General features: G+C 64.8%; 17 protein-coding genes. 4 read left to right on the top strand and 13 right to left on the bottom strand.

Features of this window, described 5'->3' with window-relative positions:
- Positions 1 to 30 precede the first annotated feature (30 nt).
- The 13 genes from WMO64_RS11815 to WMO64_RS11755 form a co-directional block, all read right to left on the bottom strand.
- On the bottom strand, positions 31 to 1,464 hold the full coding sequence (locus tag WMO64_RS11815; protein WP_349232120.1) for a hypothetical protein: 1,434 nt from the start codon (positions 1,462 to 1,464) through the stop codon (positions 31 to 33).
- 942 nt (positions 1,465 to 2,406) lie between these two features.
- Complete coding sequence (gene hisS / locus WMO64_RS11810) at positions 2,407 to 3,807, bottom strand: histidine--tRNA ligase (RefSeq protein WP_349232119.1); 1,401 nt, start codon at positions 3,805 to 3,807, stop codon at positions 2,407 to 2,409.
- Between the two features lie 592 nt (positions 3,808 to 4,399).
- Positions 4,400 to 4,816, bottom strand: a complete 417-nt coding sequence (locus WMO64_RS11805; protein WP_294521514.1) for a methylglyoxal synthase — start codon at positions 4,814 to 4,816, stop codon at positions 4,400 to 4,402.
- A gap of 16 nt (positions 4,817 to 4,832) precedes the next feature.
- Entirely contained in the window at positions 4,833 to 5,441 is a 609-nt protein-coding gene (locus WMO64_RS11800; RefSeq protein ID WP_349232118.1) for a zinc-ribbon domain-containing protein, read from the bottom strand.
- Positions 5,442 to 5,532: 91 nt separating this feature from the next.
- Positions 5,533 to 6,270 (bottom strand): septum site-determining protein MinD, encoded by a 738-nt coding sequence (minD, locus tag WMO64_RS11795; RefSeq protein ID WP_294521508.1) that lies wholly within the window; start codon positions 6,268 to 6,270, stop codon positions 5,533 to 5,535.
- A 99-nt stretch (positions 6,271 to 6,369) separates the two neighbouring features.
- Positions 6,370 to 7,086, bottom strand: a complete 717-nt coding sequence (gene rsmG / locus WMO64_RS11790) for a 16S rRNA (guanine(527)-N(7))-methyltransferase RsmG (RefSeq protein WP_349232117.1) — start codon at positions 7,084 to 7,086, stop codon at positions 6,370 to 6,372.
- A gap of 4 nt (positions 7,087 to 7,090) precedes the next feature.
- A complete protein-coding gene (locus WMO64_RS11785; protein ID WP_294521503.1) occupies positions 7,091 to 7,462 on the bottom strand; it encodes a hypothetical protein in 372 nt (123 codons plus the stop codon).
- A 10-nt stretch (positions 7,463 to 7,472) separates the two neighbouring features.
- Positions 7,473 to 7,928, bottom strand: coding sequence for a large conductance mechanosensitive channel protein MscL (gene mscL, locus WMO64_RS11780; RefSeq protein ID WP_349232146.1), 456 nt, complete (start codon positions 7,926 to 7,928; stop codon positions 7,473 to 7,475).
- A gap of 688 nt (positions 7,929 to 8,616) precedes the next feature.
- Positions 8,617 to 9,921, bottom strand: a complete 1,305-nt coding sequence (gene serS / locus WMO64_RS11775) for a serine--tRNA ligase (protein ID WP_349232116.1) — start codon at positions 9,919 to 9,921, stop codon at positions 8,617 to 8,619.
- An 80-nt stretch (positions 9,922 to 10,001) separates the two neighbouring features.
- Positions 10,002 to 10,586 (bottom strand): hypothetical protein, encoded by a 585-nt coding sequence (locus tag WMO64_RS11770; protein ID WP_349232115.1) that lies wholly within the window; start codon positions 10,584 to 10,586, stop codon positions 10,002 to 10,004.
- Positions 10,583 to 11,473, bottom strand: a complete 891-nt coding sequence (locus WMO64_RS11765) for a ParB/RepB/Spo0J family partition protein (protein WP_294521528.1) — start codon at positions 11,471 to 11,473, stop codon at positions 10,583 to 10,585. The genes WMO64_RS11770 and WMO64_RS11765 overlap by 4 nt, the downstream gene beginning before the upstream one ends.
- 42 nt (positions 11,474 to 11,515) lie before the next feature.
- Positions 11,516 to 12,277, bottom strand: coding sequence for a ParA family protein (locus WMO64_RS11760; protein ID WP_349232114.1), 762 nt, complete (start codon positions 12,275 to 12,277; stop codon positions 11,516 to 11,518).
- A 341-nt stretch (positions 12,278 to 12,618) separates the two neighbouring features.
- Complete coding sequence (locus WMO64_RS11755) at positions 12,619 to 13,425, bottom strand: ParB/RepB/Spo0J family partition protein (RefSeq protein WP_349232113.1); 807 nt, start codon at positions 13,423 to 13,425, stop codon at positions 12,619 to 12,621.
- A gap of 239 nt (positions 13,426 to 13,664) precedes the next feature.
- On the opposite strand from WMO64_RS11755, the gene WMO64_RS11750 reads away from it, so the two are divergent.
- From WMO64_RS11750 to WMO64_RS11735, 4 genes are all read left to right on the top strand, one after another.
- A complete protein-coding gene (locus WMO64_RS11750; RefSeq protein ID WP_349232112.1) occupies positions 13,665 to 15,302 on the top strand; it encodes an S-layer homology domain-containing protein in 1,638 nt (545 codons plus the stop codon).
- A gap of 7 nt (positions 15,303 to 15,309) precedes the next feature.
- Positions 15,310 to 15,762: a GNAT family N-acetyltransferase gene (locus WMO64_RS11745; RefSeq protein ID WP_349232111.1), complete on the top strand. Its 453-nt coding sequence runs from the start codon at positions 15,310 to 15,312 to the stop codon at positions 15,760 to 15,762.
- A gap of 88 nt (positions 15,763 to 15,850) precedes the next feature.
- On the top strand, positions 15,851 to 16,735 hold the full coding sequence (locus WMO64_RS11740) for a YitT family protein (protein WP_294521480.1): 885 nt from the start codon (positions 15,851 to 15,853) through the stop codon (positions 16,733 to 16,735).
- 46 nt (positions 16,736 to 16,781) lie between these two features.
- Positions 16,782 to 18,131: a butyryl-CoA:acetate CoA-transferase gene (locus tag WMO64_RS11735; protein WP_294521477.1), complete on the top strand. Its 1,350-nt coding sequence runs from the start codon at positions 16,782 to 16,784 to the stop codon at positions 18,129 to 18,131.
- Positions 18,132 to 18,445: the final 314 nt, after the last annotated feature.

Here is an 18,445-nt window from a genome sequence, read left to right as displayed (position 1 = left end):
AATGCATAAGAATAACGGTTTGTATTTGAATTACCCCATCAGACGCTCCAGCAGTGCGTGGGAGTAGGGCTGGTCGATGGGCAGGGTGACGCCCAGGTTGTCCAGCTTGAGGGCGCTGCCGTCGGCGGCGCAGAACCACACGTCCAGGCTGTCCGGGCTGGCGGGGGAGAAGGCGCACTGGATGGTGCGCTGGACGCTGTCCAGCAGGGTGAAGGCCAGCTGGCTGGCGTCGTACATGTGGAACTGGTCCTTCTGGGGCTCGGCGGGGCCGGTGTACAGGGCGCAGGTGCTGGCCCAGGAGACGGTCACGCCCCCCTTGCCCACGTAGATGTCGCCGGTGTCCAGGTTCCAGCCGGTGAGCTTGCTCATCTCAGAGAGCAGGTGCTTCACCACTGCGGCGCTGTCCGCGGCCGGGTCCAGGTCGGTGGCGGCGGCGGGGTAGGAGGTGAAGGAGCCGTCGGTGCCCACGTAGAGGGTGTAGGCCTGCGCCTGGGAGGCAGTCCCGCCCAGGTCCAGATAGCGGCTGTAGAACACCTGAATGTCCAGGTCCTTGTACTGCTCGGTGGCCATGTCCTTGGTGACGCCGAAGTAGGTCATGGCGCTGTTGGTCACGTAGTCCTTGTAGGTCTCGCCGCTGCTGAGGGTGTTGGACCAGTTGAAGGCAACGCCGCCCTCGGCGCTGGCGTCCTCCAGCCCGGAAATCAGGCTCAGGGCGTGGGTGAGGTACATCTGGGCGGTGACGGTCTTGCCATTGCCCTGGAAGTACACCGTGTCGGGCACGTCCAGGGAGGCCCACACCACAGCGTCAAAGGTGGGGGTGAAGGACACCCGCAGGTCGGCCCGGGCCACACGGGCCACCATGGCGGCGGCCTCGCTGCGGGTCAGGGTGTTGGACCCGGCGAACATGCCGTAGTCGTTGACGCCGGTGAGGATGCCCGCGTTGTAGAAGCGGAGCACGTCGGCGTCGGCGGTGTCGGGCAGGGCGGTGATGGTGTTGACGGCGGGCAGCTGATCCTCCGGCAGGGCGGCGGACAGCAGCTTGAGGAAGCCCAGCCGGGTGACGGTCTTATCGGGCTGGGACAGCAGGGAGAGCACCACCGCGTCGTCCTTGGCCAGGCCCTTCAGGTAGTCCACCGCGCCGGTGTACCAGGGGGAACCGGCGGGGTTGTCAAACAGGCCGTCGCCGCCGTCCAGGATTTCGGCCATGCGGGCGGCAATGGCCGCCGCCTCGGACACGGCCATGGTGCGGTAGGGCTCAAAGCCCCTGTCCGAGCCGGTGATGAGGCCGGTCTCATAGCAGATTTTGGCGCTGGACTCAAACCAGCTGCCGGCGGGCACGTCGGCGTAGCCGGGGTAGGTGTTGAGGGAGGGGAAGGTGCCGTCCGCGGCGGACGCGGCCAGGGCGGGGGCTCCGGTGAGGGTGAGGGCCAGAGACAGGCCCACGGCGATCAGCTTACGGTTCATATTGAAATCCTCCAGCAGACAGTCATAGTGTCGCGGAAATCCGCGCTCTCTTCAGACGGAAACCGGGGGGCGAAAGTTCCCATGGGAGTATGGGACGGGGACCGTCCCCTCATCCGACATCGTCGCCGCAAGTGCCATATCCCTCGCTTCCGCCTGAAGGTGAAAGCTCGCTCATTTTACTGCGGCTCCTCTCCCCACGAAAGGCGTTCCGCCTTCCGCGGGGGCCCCATTTTTGCCTCGCCGAGCTCATGTGGGGGCCCCAAGCAGCAGCATCCACCTTCCCCCCGAGGGGGAAGGCTTGCCTCGGGCAAAAGCTGAAACACGGCGCAGAGACTTTGTGCGGCATTGAGAACGGTCATTGAATTGCAGGGGTTTACAAGTCTGGGGGCTAACCCTGCTCGGGCAGAAGGGGAACGGCACGCAGGGCACCGAACCGGCATAGTAACTACTCACAAATACGGCGGGTCATTGAATTTTGCCGCCGCCGGACCTCGTCCTCGCAAGCTGCGTATCGCTCACCCCGGCATAAATGCCAGGGCTCGTTCACTCCGCTGCTCGTCCTCTCCCCACCGAACCCACTTCGCTGGGCTTCGGCGGGGCCCCCGGGAAAGGAGGTACCAGGGGGAAACGGGCGCGTTTGGCCCTGAAAGGGCCTCTCCGCGCCTGTTGCCCCATGGCGAGCTTTGCCTACTTTCCCTCGCTGGAAAGTAGGCCGCCGGAGGCCATCGTCCTCGCAAGCTGCGTATCGCTCAGCCCGCCGCAAGCGGCAGGCCTCGTTCACTCCGCTGCTCGTCCTCTCCCCACACGACCCGCTTCGCTGGGCTCGTGCGGGGGCCCCGAGAGGCAGCCACCTTCCCCCCAGGGGGGAAAGCTTTGAGGCGGCATTCTCTCCGGTTTTTCCCGCCGGGGAAAGGCTTTTTGGGGCCCGGCTGGGGGCTGGGCTTACTCCTTGTCCAGGATGGGTCGGTCCTCCCGGGGGTCACTGAGGTAGTTCTTCACGTAGGACACCGCCTCGGGCACGGGCAGGGTGACCTGCTTGTAGAAGCCCTGGCTCTCCATGTCGGCCTTCTCCTCCTCGGTGAGGTCGTCGGACATGAGCAGGTTCTTCACGGTGACCGTGCCCGCCTTTACCTCGTCCTCGCCCAGGAAGGCGGCGAAGGGGATGGAGAGCTTGTTGGCGTAGTTGAGCTTTTGCTTGAACTTCTTCTGCTCGCAGTGGAGCTGGGCCCGGACGCCCTGGGCCCGCAGGGCGGTGGCAAAGGAGATGGCGGCGGACAGATCCTCCGTCATGGGCAGGATGAGCACGTCGGCGGGGGCGGTGGAGGCGGCGGGGTTGAGCATCTTCTGCTCCTGAAGCACGTAGAACAGCCGGGTCAGACCGATGGAGATGCCCACGCCGGGCAGCTGCTTGTCGGTGTAGTACTCGGCCAGGCTGTCGTACCGGCCGCCGGAGCAGATGGAGCCCACCTCGGGGTGGTCCAGCATGACGGTCTCGTAGACGGTGCCTGTGTAGTAGTCCAGGCCCCGGGCGATGGTCAGGTCCACCATGAAGTGGTCGGCGGGCACGCCGAAGGCGGCCATGTACTTCACCACGGTCTCCAGCTCGGTCACGCCCAGGTCGAACAGCTCGTTCTTGCCCTTGAAGGGCGCCAGGGCGGCCATGGGGTCTGCGGCGGAGAGCAGGCTGAGCAGGGTGTCGGCGGTGTCGGCGGGCACGGCGAAGTCGTCCACCAGGATGGCCTTTACCTTATCGGAGCCAATTTTTTCCAGTTTGTCAATGGTGCGCATCACGTCGCCCGCCTGCGCCTCCAGACCCAGCAGGGCAAAGAGGCCGTTGAGTACCTTCCGGTTGTTCACCCGGATCTTGAACCGGTTCAGGCCCAGGGCGGTGAAGGTGCGGTAGATGATGGAGGGGATCTCCGCCTCGTTGATGATGTCCAGCTTGCCGTCGCCGATGACGTCGATGTCGGCCTGGTAGAACTCCCGGAACCGGCCCCGCTGGGCCCGCTCACCCCGGTAGACCTTGCCGATCTGGAAGCGGCGGAAGGGGAAGGAGAGCTCGTTGTAGTGGAGGGCCACGTATTTGGCCAGGGGCACGGTCAGGTCAAAGCGGAGGGACAGGTCGCTGTCGCCCTTCTGGAAGCGGTAGATCTGCTTCTCGGTCTCGCCGCCGCCCTTGGCCAGCAGCACCTCGCTGGCCTCAATGGCGGGGGTGTCCAGGGGGGTGAAGCCGTAGAGGGAGTAGCTCTCCCGGAGGATGGCCACCATGCGGTCAAAGAGCACCTGATCCGCCGGCAGCAGCTCCATGAAGCCGGACAGGGTGCGGGGCTTGATACGTTCCATCTGAAAAACTCCTTTTGTATAGGATAGGCCGCTGCTGCTTGGCGCTTCGGGTGGGGCGTCAGGGGTTGCGCAGCAAGACCTTGAAATTGACCGGATTCACTCCGGCAATTTGAGTCAAAACGGGGTATGGCGGTTAAAGACAAAAAAGCGCCTCCGTCCCCAGACAATGGGACGAAAGCGCCTGCCTCCGTGGTGCCACCCATGTTCGGCGGGACTGATCGTCCCGCCCTCTGTGCTCCTGTTACGGGGAGCGGGCCGTGGATGTCTCCATCCCCGCTGGTAGAGCCGTCTTTCCCGGGTTCCGGTCCGTGGGACGCTTTCAGCCGAGGGCGTCCTTCTCTGTCCGGCGGTGTGCCCGGTACTCATGCTCCGTCGTGGCGGTGGTTGTCACTGCATACGGTATGATATTATCCCAAATTTCCCGGTCTGTCAACCGTTTGAGGCCCAAAAGCGGGAATTTGGGAGGCTATGGTCTGACATGGCGCCCGACCACACCCCTCATCCGTCATTTGCTCCGCAAATGCCACCTTCCCCCCGGGGGGAAGGCAAAAAAACGCGCCGCCCAATGGTGCGGGGCGGCGCGGCGGAAGCATTACACAGTAAAGGGCTTGGTCTTGGGATTGATAATCTCGCGCCAGTCCAGATCGCCCCGCTCCAGGCCGTGGATGAGCATCTCAGCGGTGCCCACGTTGGTGGCGTAGGGGATGTTGTACTGGTCGCACAGCCGGGTGATGTAGCTCAGGTCGGCATCCATGTCACTGGACTGGGGGTCGCAGAAGAAGAGGACCATGTCGATCTCGTTGTAGGCGATGCGGGCGCCGATCTGCTGGCTTCCGCCGTGCTGACAGGAAAGGAAGAGGTATACCGGCAGCCCGGTGGCCTCGGCGACCAGCTTTCCCGTGGTGTTGGTGGCGCAGACGGTGTGCTTGGAGAGGATGCCGCAGTAGGCGATGCAGAATTGGACCATCAGTTCCTTTCTGCGGTCGTGGGCCATAAGGGCAATGTTCATCGGAATTCATCCTTTCTCAGATTATGGGGCCCAGCCCGGATATGATATGCCAGCTTCCGCCGTCATATTCCAGGGCTGCTCCCGGGAGCAGGGCGGTGGTCTGGGTTCCGTCGGCCCAGGTGAGCCGGACCAGGGCCGACCCCTGGCAGGCGGTGCCCGCGGAGTTGGTGTAGGATACCATGGCGGTGACCAGCCGGGCGGACTGGAGGGATTGGCTGGCGTCTGTATCCTCGGGCAGACGGAGGGCGGAGAGCAGGGCGTACTGCCCCTGGGCCGCGGTCATGGATCTCATGCCGGCCTGCTGGCTCAGGGTCAGCTCCATGGCCTGGGCGGCCCGCGGCCCGTCGCCCGCCGCCAGGCCCTCCACCGCCAGGGTCAGGGCCCCCTCCGGGGTGTTGGTCCGGGCCGCCGCGGCCCACAGAAATACCCCCAGGGCCACGGCCAGGGTGACCGCAGCCAGGGCCCCTGAGGCCAGGACCGCCTTCCACCCGGGCCTGAGCCGTTTCCCGGCCCTGGGCGGGGGAGCGGTCTGGGGCTGTGCCGCCAGATTTTCCACCTTTGCGCCGCAGGATGTGCAAAACTTCACCCCATCCTTCAGCGGCGCGCCGCATTTGGTACAGTACATAGCGCCTCCCGGGCCTTCCGGCCCACGCTTCCGGGCCCGGCCCGGAGAGATTCCACCCGGCTGTCCCGCCCTGTGGGAAAGCCGGGGCCGGTCAGCGGATGTGCATGAGGGGCACCCGCTCACCCATCAGGCGGCGGGCGATGTTGAGGTAGGCCACAGCGGCGCCCTTCCGGCTGGCCAGGATGATGGGCTTGCCCTGGTTGGCGGAGAGCATGACCTGCTCATCCTCGGGCACCACGCCCAGCAGGGGCAGGCCGGCGGCGTCCATGGCGTCGTCGATGGTGGTGTGGAGCCGGCGGAGCAGCTTGGGCTGCACCCGGTTGACCACCAGGTGGATGGAGGGCAGCTGGCGGGAGAGGAGGGAGACCACCCGCTGGGCGTCCCGGAGGGCGGAGGCGTCGGTGGTGGAGACCACGATGCCCCGGTCCGCACCGCACACGGCCAGCCGGAAGCCCTCGCCCATGCCGGCGGGGGAGTCCATAAGGATATAGTCGTACTGCTGCCGGGCCGTGCGGAGGAAGGCCTTCATCCGCTCCTCGCTGATGCCCGGGGGCAGGGTGAGGGGTGCGGTGAGGAGGTAGAGATTTTTGATAACCGGGTGGGGGACTGCTGCCCGCTTCAGGGAGCAGCGGCCCTCCAGCACATCGGTGAAGTCCATGAGGGCCCGGTCGGTAAGGCCCAGGGAGATGTCCAGGTTGCGCAGGCCGATGTCCATGTCGATGCACAGCACCCGGCGGCCCAGGGCGGCCAGACAGGACGAGACGCCCCCGGTCAGGGAGGTCTTTCCCGTCCCACCCTTACCGGACGTGACCACAACGGCGGTACTCATAGCGTCCCTCCAGTTCATACGGTGTTAGTATATCATGACGGGCTGGGTTTTCCAATATTTTTTGTGCAAATGTAACACAATAGCAAAAATTGTGCCAATTCAAAGGGGGGCTTTCTGGAGCTTGGCCCAGCGGCGGGGGTAGCCCTTGGGGGTGGGGGCGGTTTTGCGGATGACCACCACCCGGTGGGTGACCCCAGCGCCGGGGATCTCATAGTCCCGCAGGGCCTCCACCTTGCCGCCCAGACGGGCGATGGCGTTGGCTGCGCCGGACAGCTCCTCGGTGCAGTCCACCGCCTTCATGGCCAGGAACGCTCCGCCCGGTTTCACGTAGGGCAGGCACAGCTCGGTGAGCACCCGCAGGTCGGCCACGGCCCGGGACACGGCAAAGTCGAACCCGTCCCGCCAGCCCGGCTCCAGGGCCTGTTCCTCGGCCCGGGCGTGGACGCAGTTCACGTCGGTCAGGCCCAGGTCGGCGCACACCTCGCCCAGCCAGGTGACCCGCTTGCCCAGGCTGTCCAGCAGGGTGAGGGAGAGGCCGGGCTCCAGAATCTTCAAAGGCAGGCCGGGGAATCCCGCGCCGGTGCCCACGTCGATGACCCGCTTGCCCTTGAAGTCCACCCCGTCCAGGGTGAGCAGGGCGGCGGAGTCCAGGAAGTGGAGGTCGGCCACCTTGTCCGGGTCGGTGATGGCGGTCAGGTTCATGACCTGGTTTTTCTCCAGCAGCAGCCGGCCGTAGCGGGCCAGCATGGCGGGCGCGGCAGGGGAGGGGAGAGGCACTCCCATGGCCTTGAGCCCGGCGGCAATTCTCTCTTCCATCCGCTTAACCTCCGAAGTTGGCCAGCAGGGCCGGGATTCCGTTGATCAGGTTGATGATGGCCAGGGCCAGGCACAGGGCGGTGATCAGGATCATCATGGCCCGGCGGGCGGGGGTGCGGCCCTCCTGGGGGGAAGTGAGCCACAGGCAGACCGCCGACGCCCCACCGCCCCCCAGGGCGGGGATGACCATCAGGGAGGCGATGCCGTGGAGATAGGTGCCCGTGCCGTACATGTAGGTCATGAGGCACACGATGATGACCATGTACACCACGCCCACCCAGGCCCAGATGCGCTTGAGGGGGGAGGCGGGGGTGTAGGTCTCCCGGGGCTGTTCCTCCTGGCCGCTGCCGGGCGTCTTGTTGTGATCGTCAGACATAGCGCGCTCCTTACTTGTCGGCGCCGTTGGCCTGCTGCTCCCGCAGCAGGTCACGGATCTCGGTGAGCAGCTGCTCCTGGGTGGACAGGACCGGCTTGGCGGGGGCGGTGTCGGCGGCCTGCTCCTTCTTGCGGTGGAAGGAGTTGAGCCCCTTCACGATGCAGAAGATGACAAAGGCCATGATGAGGAAGTTGATGACCGCGTTGATGAAGCTGCCCAGCATGAGCTGTCCGCCGCCGGGGAGCTGGATGGCCAGGGATGCGGCCAGGGCCTCGCTGTCGCCGGTGAAGATACCCAGGACGGGGTTGATGATGTCGTTGACCAGGGAGTTGACGATGGACTGGAAGGCGCCGCCGATGATGACGCCCACAGCCAGGTCCATCACATTGCCCCGGGCGATGAACTTGCGGAATTCGCCCAGGAAGCCCCGGGACTTTTTGTTGATATCTTTGATGTTGTCTTTCATGTTCTTCAAATGTATAACCTCAGTAATTTTTGTAACAAGGCTTGCCTCAACCAGAGCAGCAGACAAACCGCAGAGAGTTGGTGTGGTGTGTCATGGTAAGCTGTTTGCAGACCGACAGCCTTCCCCTCATCCGACTGGCCTGCGGCCAGCCACCTTCCCCCCAGGGGGAAGGCTTGGGTTGCCTCGACCGGAGGCTAAAACACGGCGCAGAGACTACGTGCGGCATTGAGAACGGTGATTAAATTGCAGGGGTTTACAAGTCTGGGCGGGTAACTCTGCTCGGGCGACGCAGGAACGATACGCAGGGCACCGAACCGGCATAGTAACTGCTCTCAAATACGGCGGGTGATTGAATTTTGCCGCCGCCGGACGTACTCCGAAAGGGGGTACCAGGGGGAAACGGGGGCGTTTGGCCCTGGAAGGGCCCTCCGCGCCTGTTGCCCCATGGCGAGCTTTGCCTACTTTCCCTCGCTGGAAAGTAGGCCGCCGGAGGCCGTCGTCGCCGCAAGCTTCATATCGTTCGCTTCCCCGCAGAGCGGGAGAGCTCATTCATTTCGCTGCGGCTCCTCTCCCCACGAAAGGCGTGCCGCCTTCCGCGGGGGCCCCATTTACTGCGCTAAGACCTGCATTTCCCCTCATCCGCCCCAGTGTGCGCACTGGGGCACCTTCCCTCTGGGGGGAAGGCTGTTTACTTCTTGGGCACCAGGACTTCCTTGCCGCCCATGTAGGGCTGGAGGACCTTGGGGATCTTGACGGAGCCGTCGGCCTGGAGGTTGTTCTCCAGCAGGGCGATGAGCATACGGGGCGGCGCCACGACGGTGTTGTTGAGGGTGTGGGGCAGGTACATCTTGCCGTCGGCGCCCTTGACGCGCATCTTCAGGCGGCGGGCCTGGGCGTCGCCCAGGTTGGAGCAGGAGCACACCTCGAAGTACTTCTGCTGGCGGGGGGACCAGGCCTCGATGTCGCAGGACTTGACCTTCAGGTCGGCCAGGTCGCCGGAGCAGCACTCCAGCTGGCGGACGGGGATGTCCAGGGTGCGGAACAGCTCCACGGAGTACTTCCACATCTGGTCGTACCACTTCATGGAGTCCTCGGGCTTGCAGACCACGATCATCTCCTGCTTCTCGAACTGGTGGATGCGGTACACGCCCCGCTCCTCAATGCCGTGGGCGCCCTTCTCCTTGCGGAAGCAGGGGGAGTAGGAGGTGAGGGTCTGGGGCAGGGACTCCTCGGGGATGATCTGGTCGATGAACTTGCCGATCATGGAGTGCTCGCTGGTGCCGATGAGGTACAGATCCTCGCCCTCGATCTTGTACATCATGGCCTCCATGTCGGTCTGGCTCATGACGCCCTCCACCACGTTGCCGTGGATCATGAAGGGGGGGATGCAGAAGGTGAAGCCCTTGTTGATCATAAAGTCACGGGCGTAGGCCAGCACGCCCTCGTGGAGCCGGGCGATGTCGCCCAGCAGGTAGTAGAAGCCGTTGCCGGACACCCGGCCGGCGGAGTCCATGTCGATGCCGTCAAAGGACTCCATGATCTGGGTGTGGTAGGGGATCTCGAAGTCGGGCACCACGGGCTCGCCGAACCGCTCCACCTCCACGTTGCAGGAGTCGTCGGGGCCGATGGGCACGGAGGGGTCGATGATGTTGGGGATCTGGAGCATGATGTGGTGGATCTCCTCGGCCAGCTTGGTCTCCTGCTCCTCCAGCTCGGCCAGGCGGTCGGCGTTGGCCTTGACCTGGGCCTTGACGGCCTCGGCCTCGGCCAGCTTGGAGGGGTCCTTCTTGGCCTGGCCCATCAGCATGCCGATCTGCTTGGACAGGCTGTTGCGGCTGGCCCGCAGCTCATTGGCCTCGGTCATGGCCGCCCGGTTGGCGGCGTCCAGCTCCAGCACCTGGTCCACCAGGGGCAGCTTCTGGTCCTGGAACTTCTTCTTGATGTTCTCTTTTACAGCTTCCGGATTCTCACGGATAAAACGAATGTCCAGCATGGATGTGACACCTCATCATCATATTGTTATGGTTTGCGGGGTTGTCCCGCGGGGATGTTTCACGTGAAACAGGGGAGGGCTCAGCCCAGCACGTCCTTGATGTCCTGGTACTGCTGAGCGGGGGAGGGGTCGCCCTCCCGGCCGGTCAGGGCCTCCTGGGGCAGGTACTGGGGCAGCCCGGAGGCCTCAAACTCGGCCATCATGTTGGCCGCGTCGGTGTAGTAGCCCCGGGAGAACTGCCGCTGGATGCGCCAGAACCAGTCCATGGCCTCCAGGGCCTTCTGGGCGTCGGCCTGGGCGGTCTGGGCGGTCTCGGCGTCGGCCTGGGCGTCGGAGAGCTGGCTCTGGGCGGCGTCCAGCTCCTCCTGGAGTCCGGCCACCTGGCCCTCCAGGTCCTCCACCTGCTGGGCCAGCTCGTCCTTCTCCGCAATCAGGTTGTTGATGGAGTCAAAGGCGTTGCTGGAGGTGGCCTGCAGCCCGGAGATGGCCTGCTCGTTGGCCCGCTGCTGCATGAAGTAGGACAGGAGCAGCAGCAGGAAGGCGGCGGCAAAGAGGATGGTCAGGTACCCCATGACGGAGACCTTTTTGTGGGGCTTGGCGTGCTCCGCCTCGTGCTGGAGGTGCTGCACCTCCTGCTCCTCGTTGTTGTGGTCCTGCTGATTCAAAGAGAAGTGCCTCCCTTCCCGCCGGAGGTCTGCTCCAGCGCCTCAAGAAGGGCGGTCAGGTCCTCGTCGCCGTAGTATTCCAGCTCCACCTTGCCCCGCTTGGCCCCCTGGACAATGGACACCTTCCGGCCCAGCCTGGCGGACAGGTCCTTGGCGGCGGCGTCCCGGTAGATCTTCATGGGGTCGGGGGCGGGGGGTGTGTCCTCCGCCTCCTCGGCGGCCTGGCTGATGCGCTTGGCCATGGCCTCAGTCTGGCGGACGGACAGGTCGTCCTCCACCACCTTCTGGGCCAGCCGCTTCTGCAGTTCCCCGCCGGGCACGGACAGAATGGCCCGGGCGTGGCCGGCGGACAGCTTGCCCTCCTCCAGCAGCATGCGCACCGCGTCGGGCAGGGAGAGCAGCCGCATGGCGTTGGCCACGGCGGAGCGGGACTTGCCCACCTGCTGGGCCACTTCCTCCTGGGTGAGGCCGTAGTCCTCCACCAGGACCTTGTAGCCCCCCGCCTCTTCAATGGGGTTCAGGTCCTCCCGCTGGAGGTTCTCGATGAGGCCCAGCTCCATGACCTTCCGGTCGTCGGCCTCGATGATGACGGCGGGCACCTCGGTCAGGCCCGCCAGTTTGGAGGCCCGCCAGCGGCGCTCTCCGGCGATGATCTGGTAGTAGCCGGAGGACAGGCGGCGGACGGTGAGGGGCTGGATGAGCCCGTGGGTGCGGATGGACTCGGCCAGGTCGCTGAGGGATTCCTCGTCAAACCGCTTCCGGGGCTGTTTGATGCCCGGTTCAACCTGGGAGATGGGCAGCATGACCGAGCCGCCCTCCTGGGTCTTCAGGGCGGCGTCGCCCAGCAGGGCGCCCAGGCCCTTGCCCAGGCCCCGGTCCTTGTTCACTGGCAAATCTATCATTCCTTTCTTTACAGGGCGCAGCGGATGTTACCCTTTGTTCTTCTCCATGACCTCCCGGGCCAGCTCCTGATAGGCCTCGGCGCCCCGGGACAGGCTGTCGTAGGCGGTGACGGGCTTGCCGTAGCTGGGGGCCTCGGCCAGCCGCACGTTCCGGGGGATGACGGTGGCGTACACCTGGCCGGGGAAGTGGCGCTTGACCTCCTCCGCCACCTGCATGGACAGGTTGGTGCGGCCGTCGTACATGGTGAGCACCACGCCCTCCAGGGCGATGGACGGGTTGAGGGACCGCTTCACGATGCGGATGGTGGACAGCAGGTCGCTGAGGCCCTCCAGGGCGTAGTACTCGCACTGGACGGGCACCATGACCGTGTCGGCGGCACAGAGGGAGTCCAGGGTGAGCAGCTCCAGGGAGGGGGGACAGTCGATGAGGATGTAGTCGTACTTGTCGGCGAGCTGGTCCAGGGCGTTTTTCAGGAGATACTCCCGCTTGTCGATGGCGATCATCTCCACGGTGGCGCCGGCCAGGGCCTTGTTGGCGGGGATCACGTCGCCGTAGGGGGTCTCCACCACAGCCCGCTTCACGTCGGCGCCGTTGATGAGCACGTCGTAGATGTTGGGGGAGGCGGTGGTCTTGTCCACGCCGAAGCCGGAGGTGGCGTTGGCCTGGGGGTCGAAATCGCACACCAGAACCCGGGCGCCCGCCTCTTTCAGGGCGGCGGCCAGGTTGACGCACGTGGTGGTCTTGCCCACGCCGCCCTTCTGATTCACGATTGCAATGGTTTTAGCCATAGGGGCACCTGCCTTTTTACAGCGATTGTGGGGCGACAAAGCACCCTCCGAGCCGAAAAAGGGCGGCGGGCGGTTTGTTCAGCAGTCCTATTATAATATCGGCGCCCGTTCATTTCAACTGATTTTACCCATGTTTCACGTGAAACATGCGGATAGGGCGGCCCAGGCGGGGAGAAAAAAGCCCGGAGTGTTTCACGTGAAACACTCCGGGCAGCGGGACAAGGGGGGAAGGTGGAGGGAAGGGGGCCGTTTGACATAAGACGGCCGCAGGGGGGAAGGCGGTGGAAGAATGTGGGGACAAGTGGAAAACTCCCCGTGTTTCACGTGAAACACCAAGGGGCTCAGGCGGTCCGCTTGGGGATGCGGATGGTCAGCAGGATGGAGTCCTCGGTCTCCTGGCGCTGGCAGTCCGCGTTCACCCCGGCGGTCTTCATCATGGTCAGGCCCTTGGTCACCGTGTTGAGGAAGAACCGCACATCCTTAATTAAATAGGTGGGCTTCCGCCGCTTGGCCGGGGCGGGGGAGAGGAGGGACTCCACATAGGCCTCGGTCTTGGCCACGGTGAGATGCTCCTGGGTGATGTACTGGGCGGCCTTCAGCTGGAGCTCCGGGTCCTCCAGCCGCAGGAGGGCCCGGGCGTGGCGCTCGGTACACCCGGCCTCCAGCAGCAGCTTGAGCACCTGAGGGGACAGCCGCAGCAGCCGCAGCTTGTTGGCCACCGCGGACTGGGATTTGCCGATCCGCCGTGCGGCCTCCTCCTGGGACAGGTTGTAGGTGCAGATGAGCCGGGACAGGGCGGTGGCCTCCTCCACAAAGTCCAGGTCCCGGCGCTGGAGATTCTCCACCAGGGCCAGCAGGGAGGAGTTCTCCTGGTCCACCCGCAGGATGATGCAGGGCACCTCTTTGAGCCCGGCCATGCGGGAGGCCCGCAGCCGCCGCTCGCCGGACACCAGCTCATAGCCCCCGGCGGTCTTGCGCACCGACAGGGGCTGGAGCACCCCGTGCTCCCGGATGCTCTCGGCCAGCTCCTCCAGGCCCTCCTGGGAGAAGTATTTCCTGGGCTGGTCCGGATTGGGCACGATCAGGCTCTCCGGGAGAAAACACACCCGATTGGTCTCATACAGTCCCTTTTTGCGCAGCAGTGCCATGGGCGGACCTCCTTTGTAGAATGGATCATGTTGTTATCCATATTTTACCACACCGCGGGGAGAAACAAGGCGCAGCCCGTCGAACGGGAAATATTTTCCATTTTATAGCCTGGGGGGCGGGGAACCGGGCATTTGCTCTTTCCTCCCGTCCCCGATTATGCTATGATGGAGACAAGTACGGGCCGCCTGTTTTGGGGCGGCCGGGGAGAGAATCCACCTGAAACGGAGGTATTTCGACTATGAAGCATCGTGTTGCAGCCGCCTTTCTGACGGTGTGTCTGCTGCTGACTCTGGCGGCCGTGCCTGCCGCGGCGGCCGGGCGCTATTCCGACGTGCCCGCGGGGGACTGGGCCGAGGAGGTCATCCAGAAAGCCACGGACTACGGCCTCATTGAGGGCAAGGGGGACGGCACCTTCGGCTACGGCGAGTACATGAACCGGGCCTCCTTTGTGATGGTGCTGTGCCGCATGTTTGGCTGGGAGATGGTGGAGCCGGAGAAGCCCTCCTTCTCCGACTGCGTGCCCGGCACCTGGTACTACTCCGCCGTGGAGACCGCCCTGGCCAACGGGGCCATCGACTCGGGGCTGTACTTCCGGCCGGACGACGACATCAGCCGCCAGGACATGGCCGTCATGCTGGTGCGCGCCCTGGGGTACGAGAGTCTGGCCCTGACCCAGTCGGCGGCGGAGCTGCCCTTCTCCGACGTGACGGAGAACAGGGGGTACATCGCCCTGGCCTATGAGTTCGGCATCATCAACGGCGTCAAGCAGGCCGACGGCAGCCTGCTCTTCCTGCCCGGCCACTCCTCCACCCGCCAGGAGGCGGCGGCCATGCTGGTGCGGGTGTACGACAAGTACCACGCGGACATCGGCTTTCTCCACGGCTTTTACGCCATGAGCGCCTACAGCCAGATCGGCATGGCCGAGAAGATGGACGGCGTCAGCCTGGGCTGGGCCCGCATGACCCTGGACGGCAGCGGCAAGCCCTATCTGAACCAGACCAGCGCAGGCGGCAACGAGTGGGCGGTGCCCCAGGGCTCCGAGCTGGCCACCGACGCCCTGAAGGGGGCGGGGGTGACCTACAACCTGGACGTGTACGCCGCCGGGGACGACCTGACCGGCATCCTCAGCGCCGCCAACCGCCAGGCCGCGGTGGAGCAGCTGGTGAAGGCCGCCGGGGACTACGCCGGTCTGACCATCGACTTTGAGGGCCTGGGCACCTCCCTGCGCACCTCCTTCACCCAGTTCATGACCGCCCTGCGTTCGGCGCTGCCCCAGGGCAAGAACCTGTGGGTGTGCGTCCAGCCCGACGAGTGGTACGGCGGGTACGATTACCACGCCCTGGGGGAGACCTGCGACAAGGTGATCCTCATGGCCCACGACTACCAGGACACCAACCTGCCCCAGGGCTGGGTGGGCACCAGCCAGACCCGCAACGCCCCCGCGCCCCTGAACAAGGTGTATGAGGCCCTGGCGGCCGTCACCGACCCGGACACCGGCGTGGCGGACAAAAATAAGATCGTGCTGGCCGTGTCCATCACCAGCGTGGGGCTGAAGGTGGACGAGAACGGCCTGCTGGCCTCCACCGATATCTACACCCCGGCGCCCGCCACCCTGGCTTCCCGCATGAAGCAGGCCGACGCGGTGCGCACCTGGGACGCCGCCGCCGCCACCCCCTATCTGACCTACTCGGTGGACGGGGAGCACTACAAGGTGTGGTACGAGGACGCCCAGAGCATCATGGCCAAGGTGAACCTGGCCCACATGTTCGGCGTGGACGGCCTGTCCATCTGGCGGCTGGGCATCATCCCCGACTACGCCGACGTCCAGAACTACGACGTGTGGGGGGCTGTCCAGGCCGCCCGGGCGGGGGAGTAAGGGCCCCATGGACTTTGCGGAGGTAAGCGAAGCGGACGTCTCAGAGGCGGGGTACGTCCACGCAGAGAGCTGGAAGGAGTCCCACCGGGGCTTCTGTGGGGCGGAATTCGTGGCGCGGCACACCCCGGCGGCCCAGGCGGAGTACCTGCGCCGGGAGATGGCCGCAGGGAAGCGGGTCTATATGCTGCGGGACCCCCATCCGGTGGGCATCGTGTCGGTGTGGGGCGGCCTGATCGAGAACCTGTATGTGCTGCCCAAGGAGCAGAACAGGGGATACGGCACGGCCCTGCTGCAATACGCCCTGGCCCGCTGCAGGGGCACGCCCACCCTGTGGATCCTGAACACCAACCAGGGCGCATACCGCCTTTACACCCGGAACGGCTTCCGGGAGACCGGCAACCGGAAACAGCTCAATGAGCGGCTCAGCGAGATAGAGCTGGCCCGGTGCGGAGAGAAATAAAAGAAGATGATATACATGGCGGCTCTCGCGGGCCTGGGGAAAGAGGTCCGGAAACGTGCTGCCCCAGAAGAAAACAGGAGTGAATCAAATGAATCACAATTCCGCAAGGGAAGAAGGAAAAGCGACCAAGGCGATCAAGGAATTTCTGATGATGACCCTGGGCACCTCGCTGGTGTCCATCGGCGTCTACTTCTTCAAATTCCCCAACAACTTCTCCATGGGCGGCGTGTCCGGCCTGTCGGTGCTGCTGGGGGGACTGTTTGAGTCCACCTGGCTCACCCCCTCTACCTTCAACACCATCATCAACACCCTCTTCCTTGTGCTGGGCTTCATCTTCCTGAACAAGGGCTTTGGACTGCGGACCGTGTACTGCTCTCTGCTCTACGCCGGGCTCATCCAGCTCTTTGAGGCGGTGGTGCCCCTGTCGGGCACCCTGACCACCAACAAGATGCTGGAGGCCTTCTTTGCCATCATTCTGCCCGCCCTTGGCTCGGGCATCCTGTTCAACCTGAACTCCTCCACCGGCGGCACGGACATCGCCGCCATGATCCTGAAGAAGTACACCGGCATGGACGTGGGCCGGGCCCTGCTCATGTCGGACATCATCATTGCCGGCGCGGCCCTGTTCATCTTTGACATTGAGACCGGCCTGTTCTCCCTGCTGGGCCTGGTGCTCAAGTCGGTGCTGGTGGACAGCGTCATCGAGTCCCTCAACCGGCGCAAGAGCTTCACCATCATCACCTCCCATCCCCAGCTGGTGTGCGACTACGTCACCAAGACCCTGGGCCGGGGCGCCACCATATGGGAGGGCCAGGGGGCCTACACCCACCAGACCCACTACGTGGTGCTCACCGTGCTGTCCCGGGGCCAGGCGGTGGTGCTCCGCCGGTATCTGAAGGAGCACGACCCCTCCGCCTTCCTGCTGGTGTCCAACTCCAGCGAGATCTTCGGCAAGGGCTTCCTCCGGGCCTGAGGGCGGTGGAACCGGGAAATTCTGATTACGTTAAGGAATAAATTACATGAACGATATCGAACTGTATTTAAAAAAGCGGCGTACCGCCCGGGAGGCGGTGTCCTGCGTCAAGTCGGGGGACTGGATCGACTACGGCTTTTGCAGCCAGATGCCCTACGACCTGGACCTGGCCCTGGCGGAGCGGATGAGAGAGGAGCCGGAGCTGACCGACCTGAATTTCCGGGGTGCGGTAGCCCTGCGGCAGCCGGCGGTGACCGCCCTGCCCGACGCGGCGGAGCGCATCACCTGGAACTCCTGGCACTGCTCGGCCATTGAGCGGCGGCTCATGGAGCAGGGCGTGGCCTACTACGCCCCCATCCGGTTCTCCGAGATGCCCCGGTACTACCGGGAGAACATCCAGCGGGTGGACGTGGCCATGATCCAGGTCTCCCCCATGGACAACCACGGGTTCTTCAGCTTCAGCCTGAACACCACCTACCTGGCCGCCATGCTGGAGCGGGCCAAGGTCATCATCGTGGAGGTCAACCCCAGGATGCCGGTGGCCTTTGGCGGCCTGGGCACCGCCATCCACATCTCCCGGGTGGACATGGTGGTGGAGGGGGAGGGCCATGAGATCGACCAGCTCCCCGGCTTGGTGCCCACCGAGGTGGACGTGGCGGTGGCCAGACAGATCGTGCCCCTCATCCCCGACGGGGCCTGCCTCCAGTTGGGCATCGGCGGCATGCCCAACGCGGTGGGGGGCCTGCTGGCCCACTCCGACCTGAAGGACCTGGGCATCCACACCGAGATGCTCACCGACTGCGTGGTGGACCTGGACGAGGCGGGCAAGCTCACCGGACGGAACAAGAACCTGGACCGGGGCAGCGCCGTGTTCACCTTTGCCGCGGGCACCCGGCGGCTGTACGACTTCATCCACCGCAATCCCACCGTGCTGGTGGCGCCGGTGGACTACGTCAACGATATCGACGTCATCTCCACCCACGACAACGTGATCTCCATCAACAACACCATGGAGGTGGACCTGTTCGGCCAGGTGTCCGCCGAGACCATGGGCACCCGGCACATCAGCGGCGCCGGGGGGCAGCAGGACTTTGTCCTGGGGGCCTACCGGTCCAAGGGGGGCAAGAGCTTCATCTGCTGCTCCTCCGTCTACCTGGATAAGCAGGGGAGGGCCCACAGCCGCCTGGTGCCCACCATCACCCCGGGCAGCATCATCACCTCCACCCGCACCAATATCCACTACCTGGTCACCGAGTACGGCATGGTGAATCTGAAGGGCCTGTCGGCCTGGCAGCGGGCAGAGGGGATCATCTCCGTCGCCCACCCGGACTTCCGGGAGGAGCTCATCGCCGCGGCGGAGAAGATGCATATCTGGAAGCGCTCCAACCGCCGCTGAACTTCCACAGAGACAGCCCCAAATGTGGATCATCTGACAGCCCCGGAGAGCGGCAGGTGCCGCCCTCCGGGGCTGTTTTTTTGCTCCCCCCTGGGGGAGTCTTAGGGGCGGCGCTGTCTTTGGCTTCCCCCTCATCCGTCTGGCCTTCGGCCAGCCACCTTCCCCCCAGGGGGAAGGCTTGCCTGGGGCAAAAGCTGAAACGCGGCGCTGAGACCCCGTGCGGCATTGAGAACGGTGATTGAATTGCAGCGGCCCACAAGTCTGGGGGCTAACCCTGCTCGGGCAGAAGGGGAACGGCACACGGGGCACCGAAC

The sequence above is a fragment of the Pseudoflavonifractor intestinihominis genome, from assembly GCF_040096055.1.
Taxonomy (GTDB): domain Bacteria; phylum Bacillota; class Clostridia; order Oscillospirales; family Oscillospiraceae; genus Pseudoflavonifractor; species Pseudoflavonifractor intestinihominis.
Note: the sequence above shows the minus strand (reverse complement) of the source record. Positions and strands in the feature narration are given on the sequence as shown.

Coding starts and splice junctions, on each gene's coding strand:
- WMO64_RS11815 (WP_349232120.1), bottom strand. CDS start 1,464: ATGAACCGTAAGCTGATCGCCGTGGGCCTGTCTCTGGCCCTCACCCTC.
- hisS (WP_349232119.1), bottom strand. CDS start 3,807: ATGGAACGTATCAAGCCCCGCACCCTGTCCGGCTTCATGGAGCTGCTG.
- WMO64_RS11805 (WP_294521514.1), bottom strand. CDS start 4,816: ATGAACATTGCCCTTATGGCCCACGACCGCAGAAAGGAACTGATGGTC.
- WMO64_RS11800 (WP_349232118.1), bottom strand. CDS start 5,441: ATGTACTGTACCAAATGCGGCGCGCCGCTGAAGGATGGGGTGAAGTTT.
- minD (WP_294521508.1), bottom strand. CDS start 6,270: ATGAGTACCGCCGTTGTGGTCACGTCCGGTAAGGGTGGGACGGGAAAG.
- rsmG (WP_349232117.1), bottom strand. CDS start 7,086: ATGGAAGAGAGAATTGCCGCCGGGCTCAAGGCCATGGGAGTGCCTCTC.
- WMO64_RS11785 (WP_294521503.1), bottom strand. CDS start 7,462: ATGTCTGACGATCACAACAAGACGCCCGGCAGCGGCCAGGAGGAACAG.
- mscL (WP_349232146.1), bottom strand. CDS start 7,928: ATGAAAGACAACATCAAAGATATCAACAAAAAGTCCCGGGGCTTCCTG.
- serS (WP_349232116.1), bottom strand. CDS start 9,921: ATGCTGGACATTCGTTTTATCCGTGAGAATCCGGAAGCTGTAAAAGAG.
- WMO64_RS11760 (WP_349232114.1), bottom strand. CDS start 12,277: ATGGCTAAAACCATTGCAATCGTGAATCAGAAGGGCGGCGTGGGCAAG.
- WMO64_RS11755 (WP_349232113.1), bottom strand. CDS start 13,425: ATGGCACTGCTGCGCAAAAAGGGACTGTATGAGACCAATCGGGTGTGT.
- WMO64_RS11750 (WP_349232112.1), top strand. CDS start 13,665: ATGAAGCATCGTGTTGCAGCCGCCTTTCTGACGGTGTGTCTGCTGCTG.
- WMO64_RS11745 (WP_349232111.1), top strand. CDS start 15,310: ATGGACTTTGCGGAGGTAAGCGAAGCGGACGTCTCAGAGGCGGGGTAC.
- WMO64_RS11740 (WP_294521480.1), top strand. CDS start 15,851: ATGAATCACAATTCCGCAAGGGAAGAAGGAAAAGCGACCAAGGCGATC.
- WMO64_RS11735 (WP_294521477.1), top strand. CDS start 16,782: ATGAACGATATCGAACTGTATTTAAAAAAGCGGCGTACCGCCCGGGAG.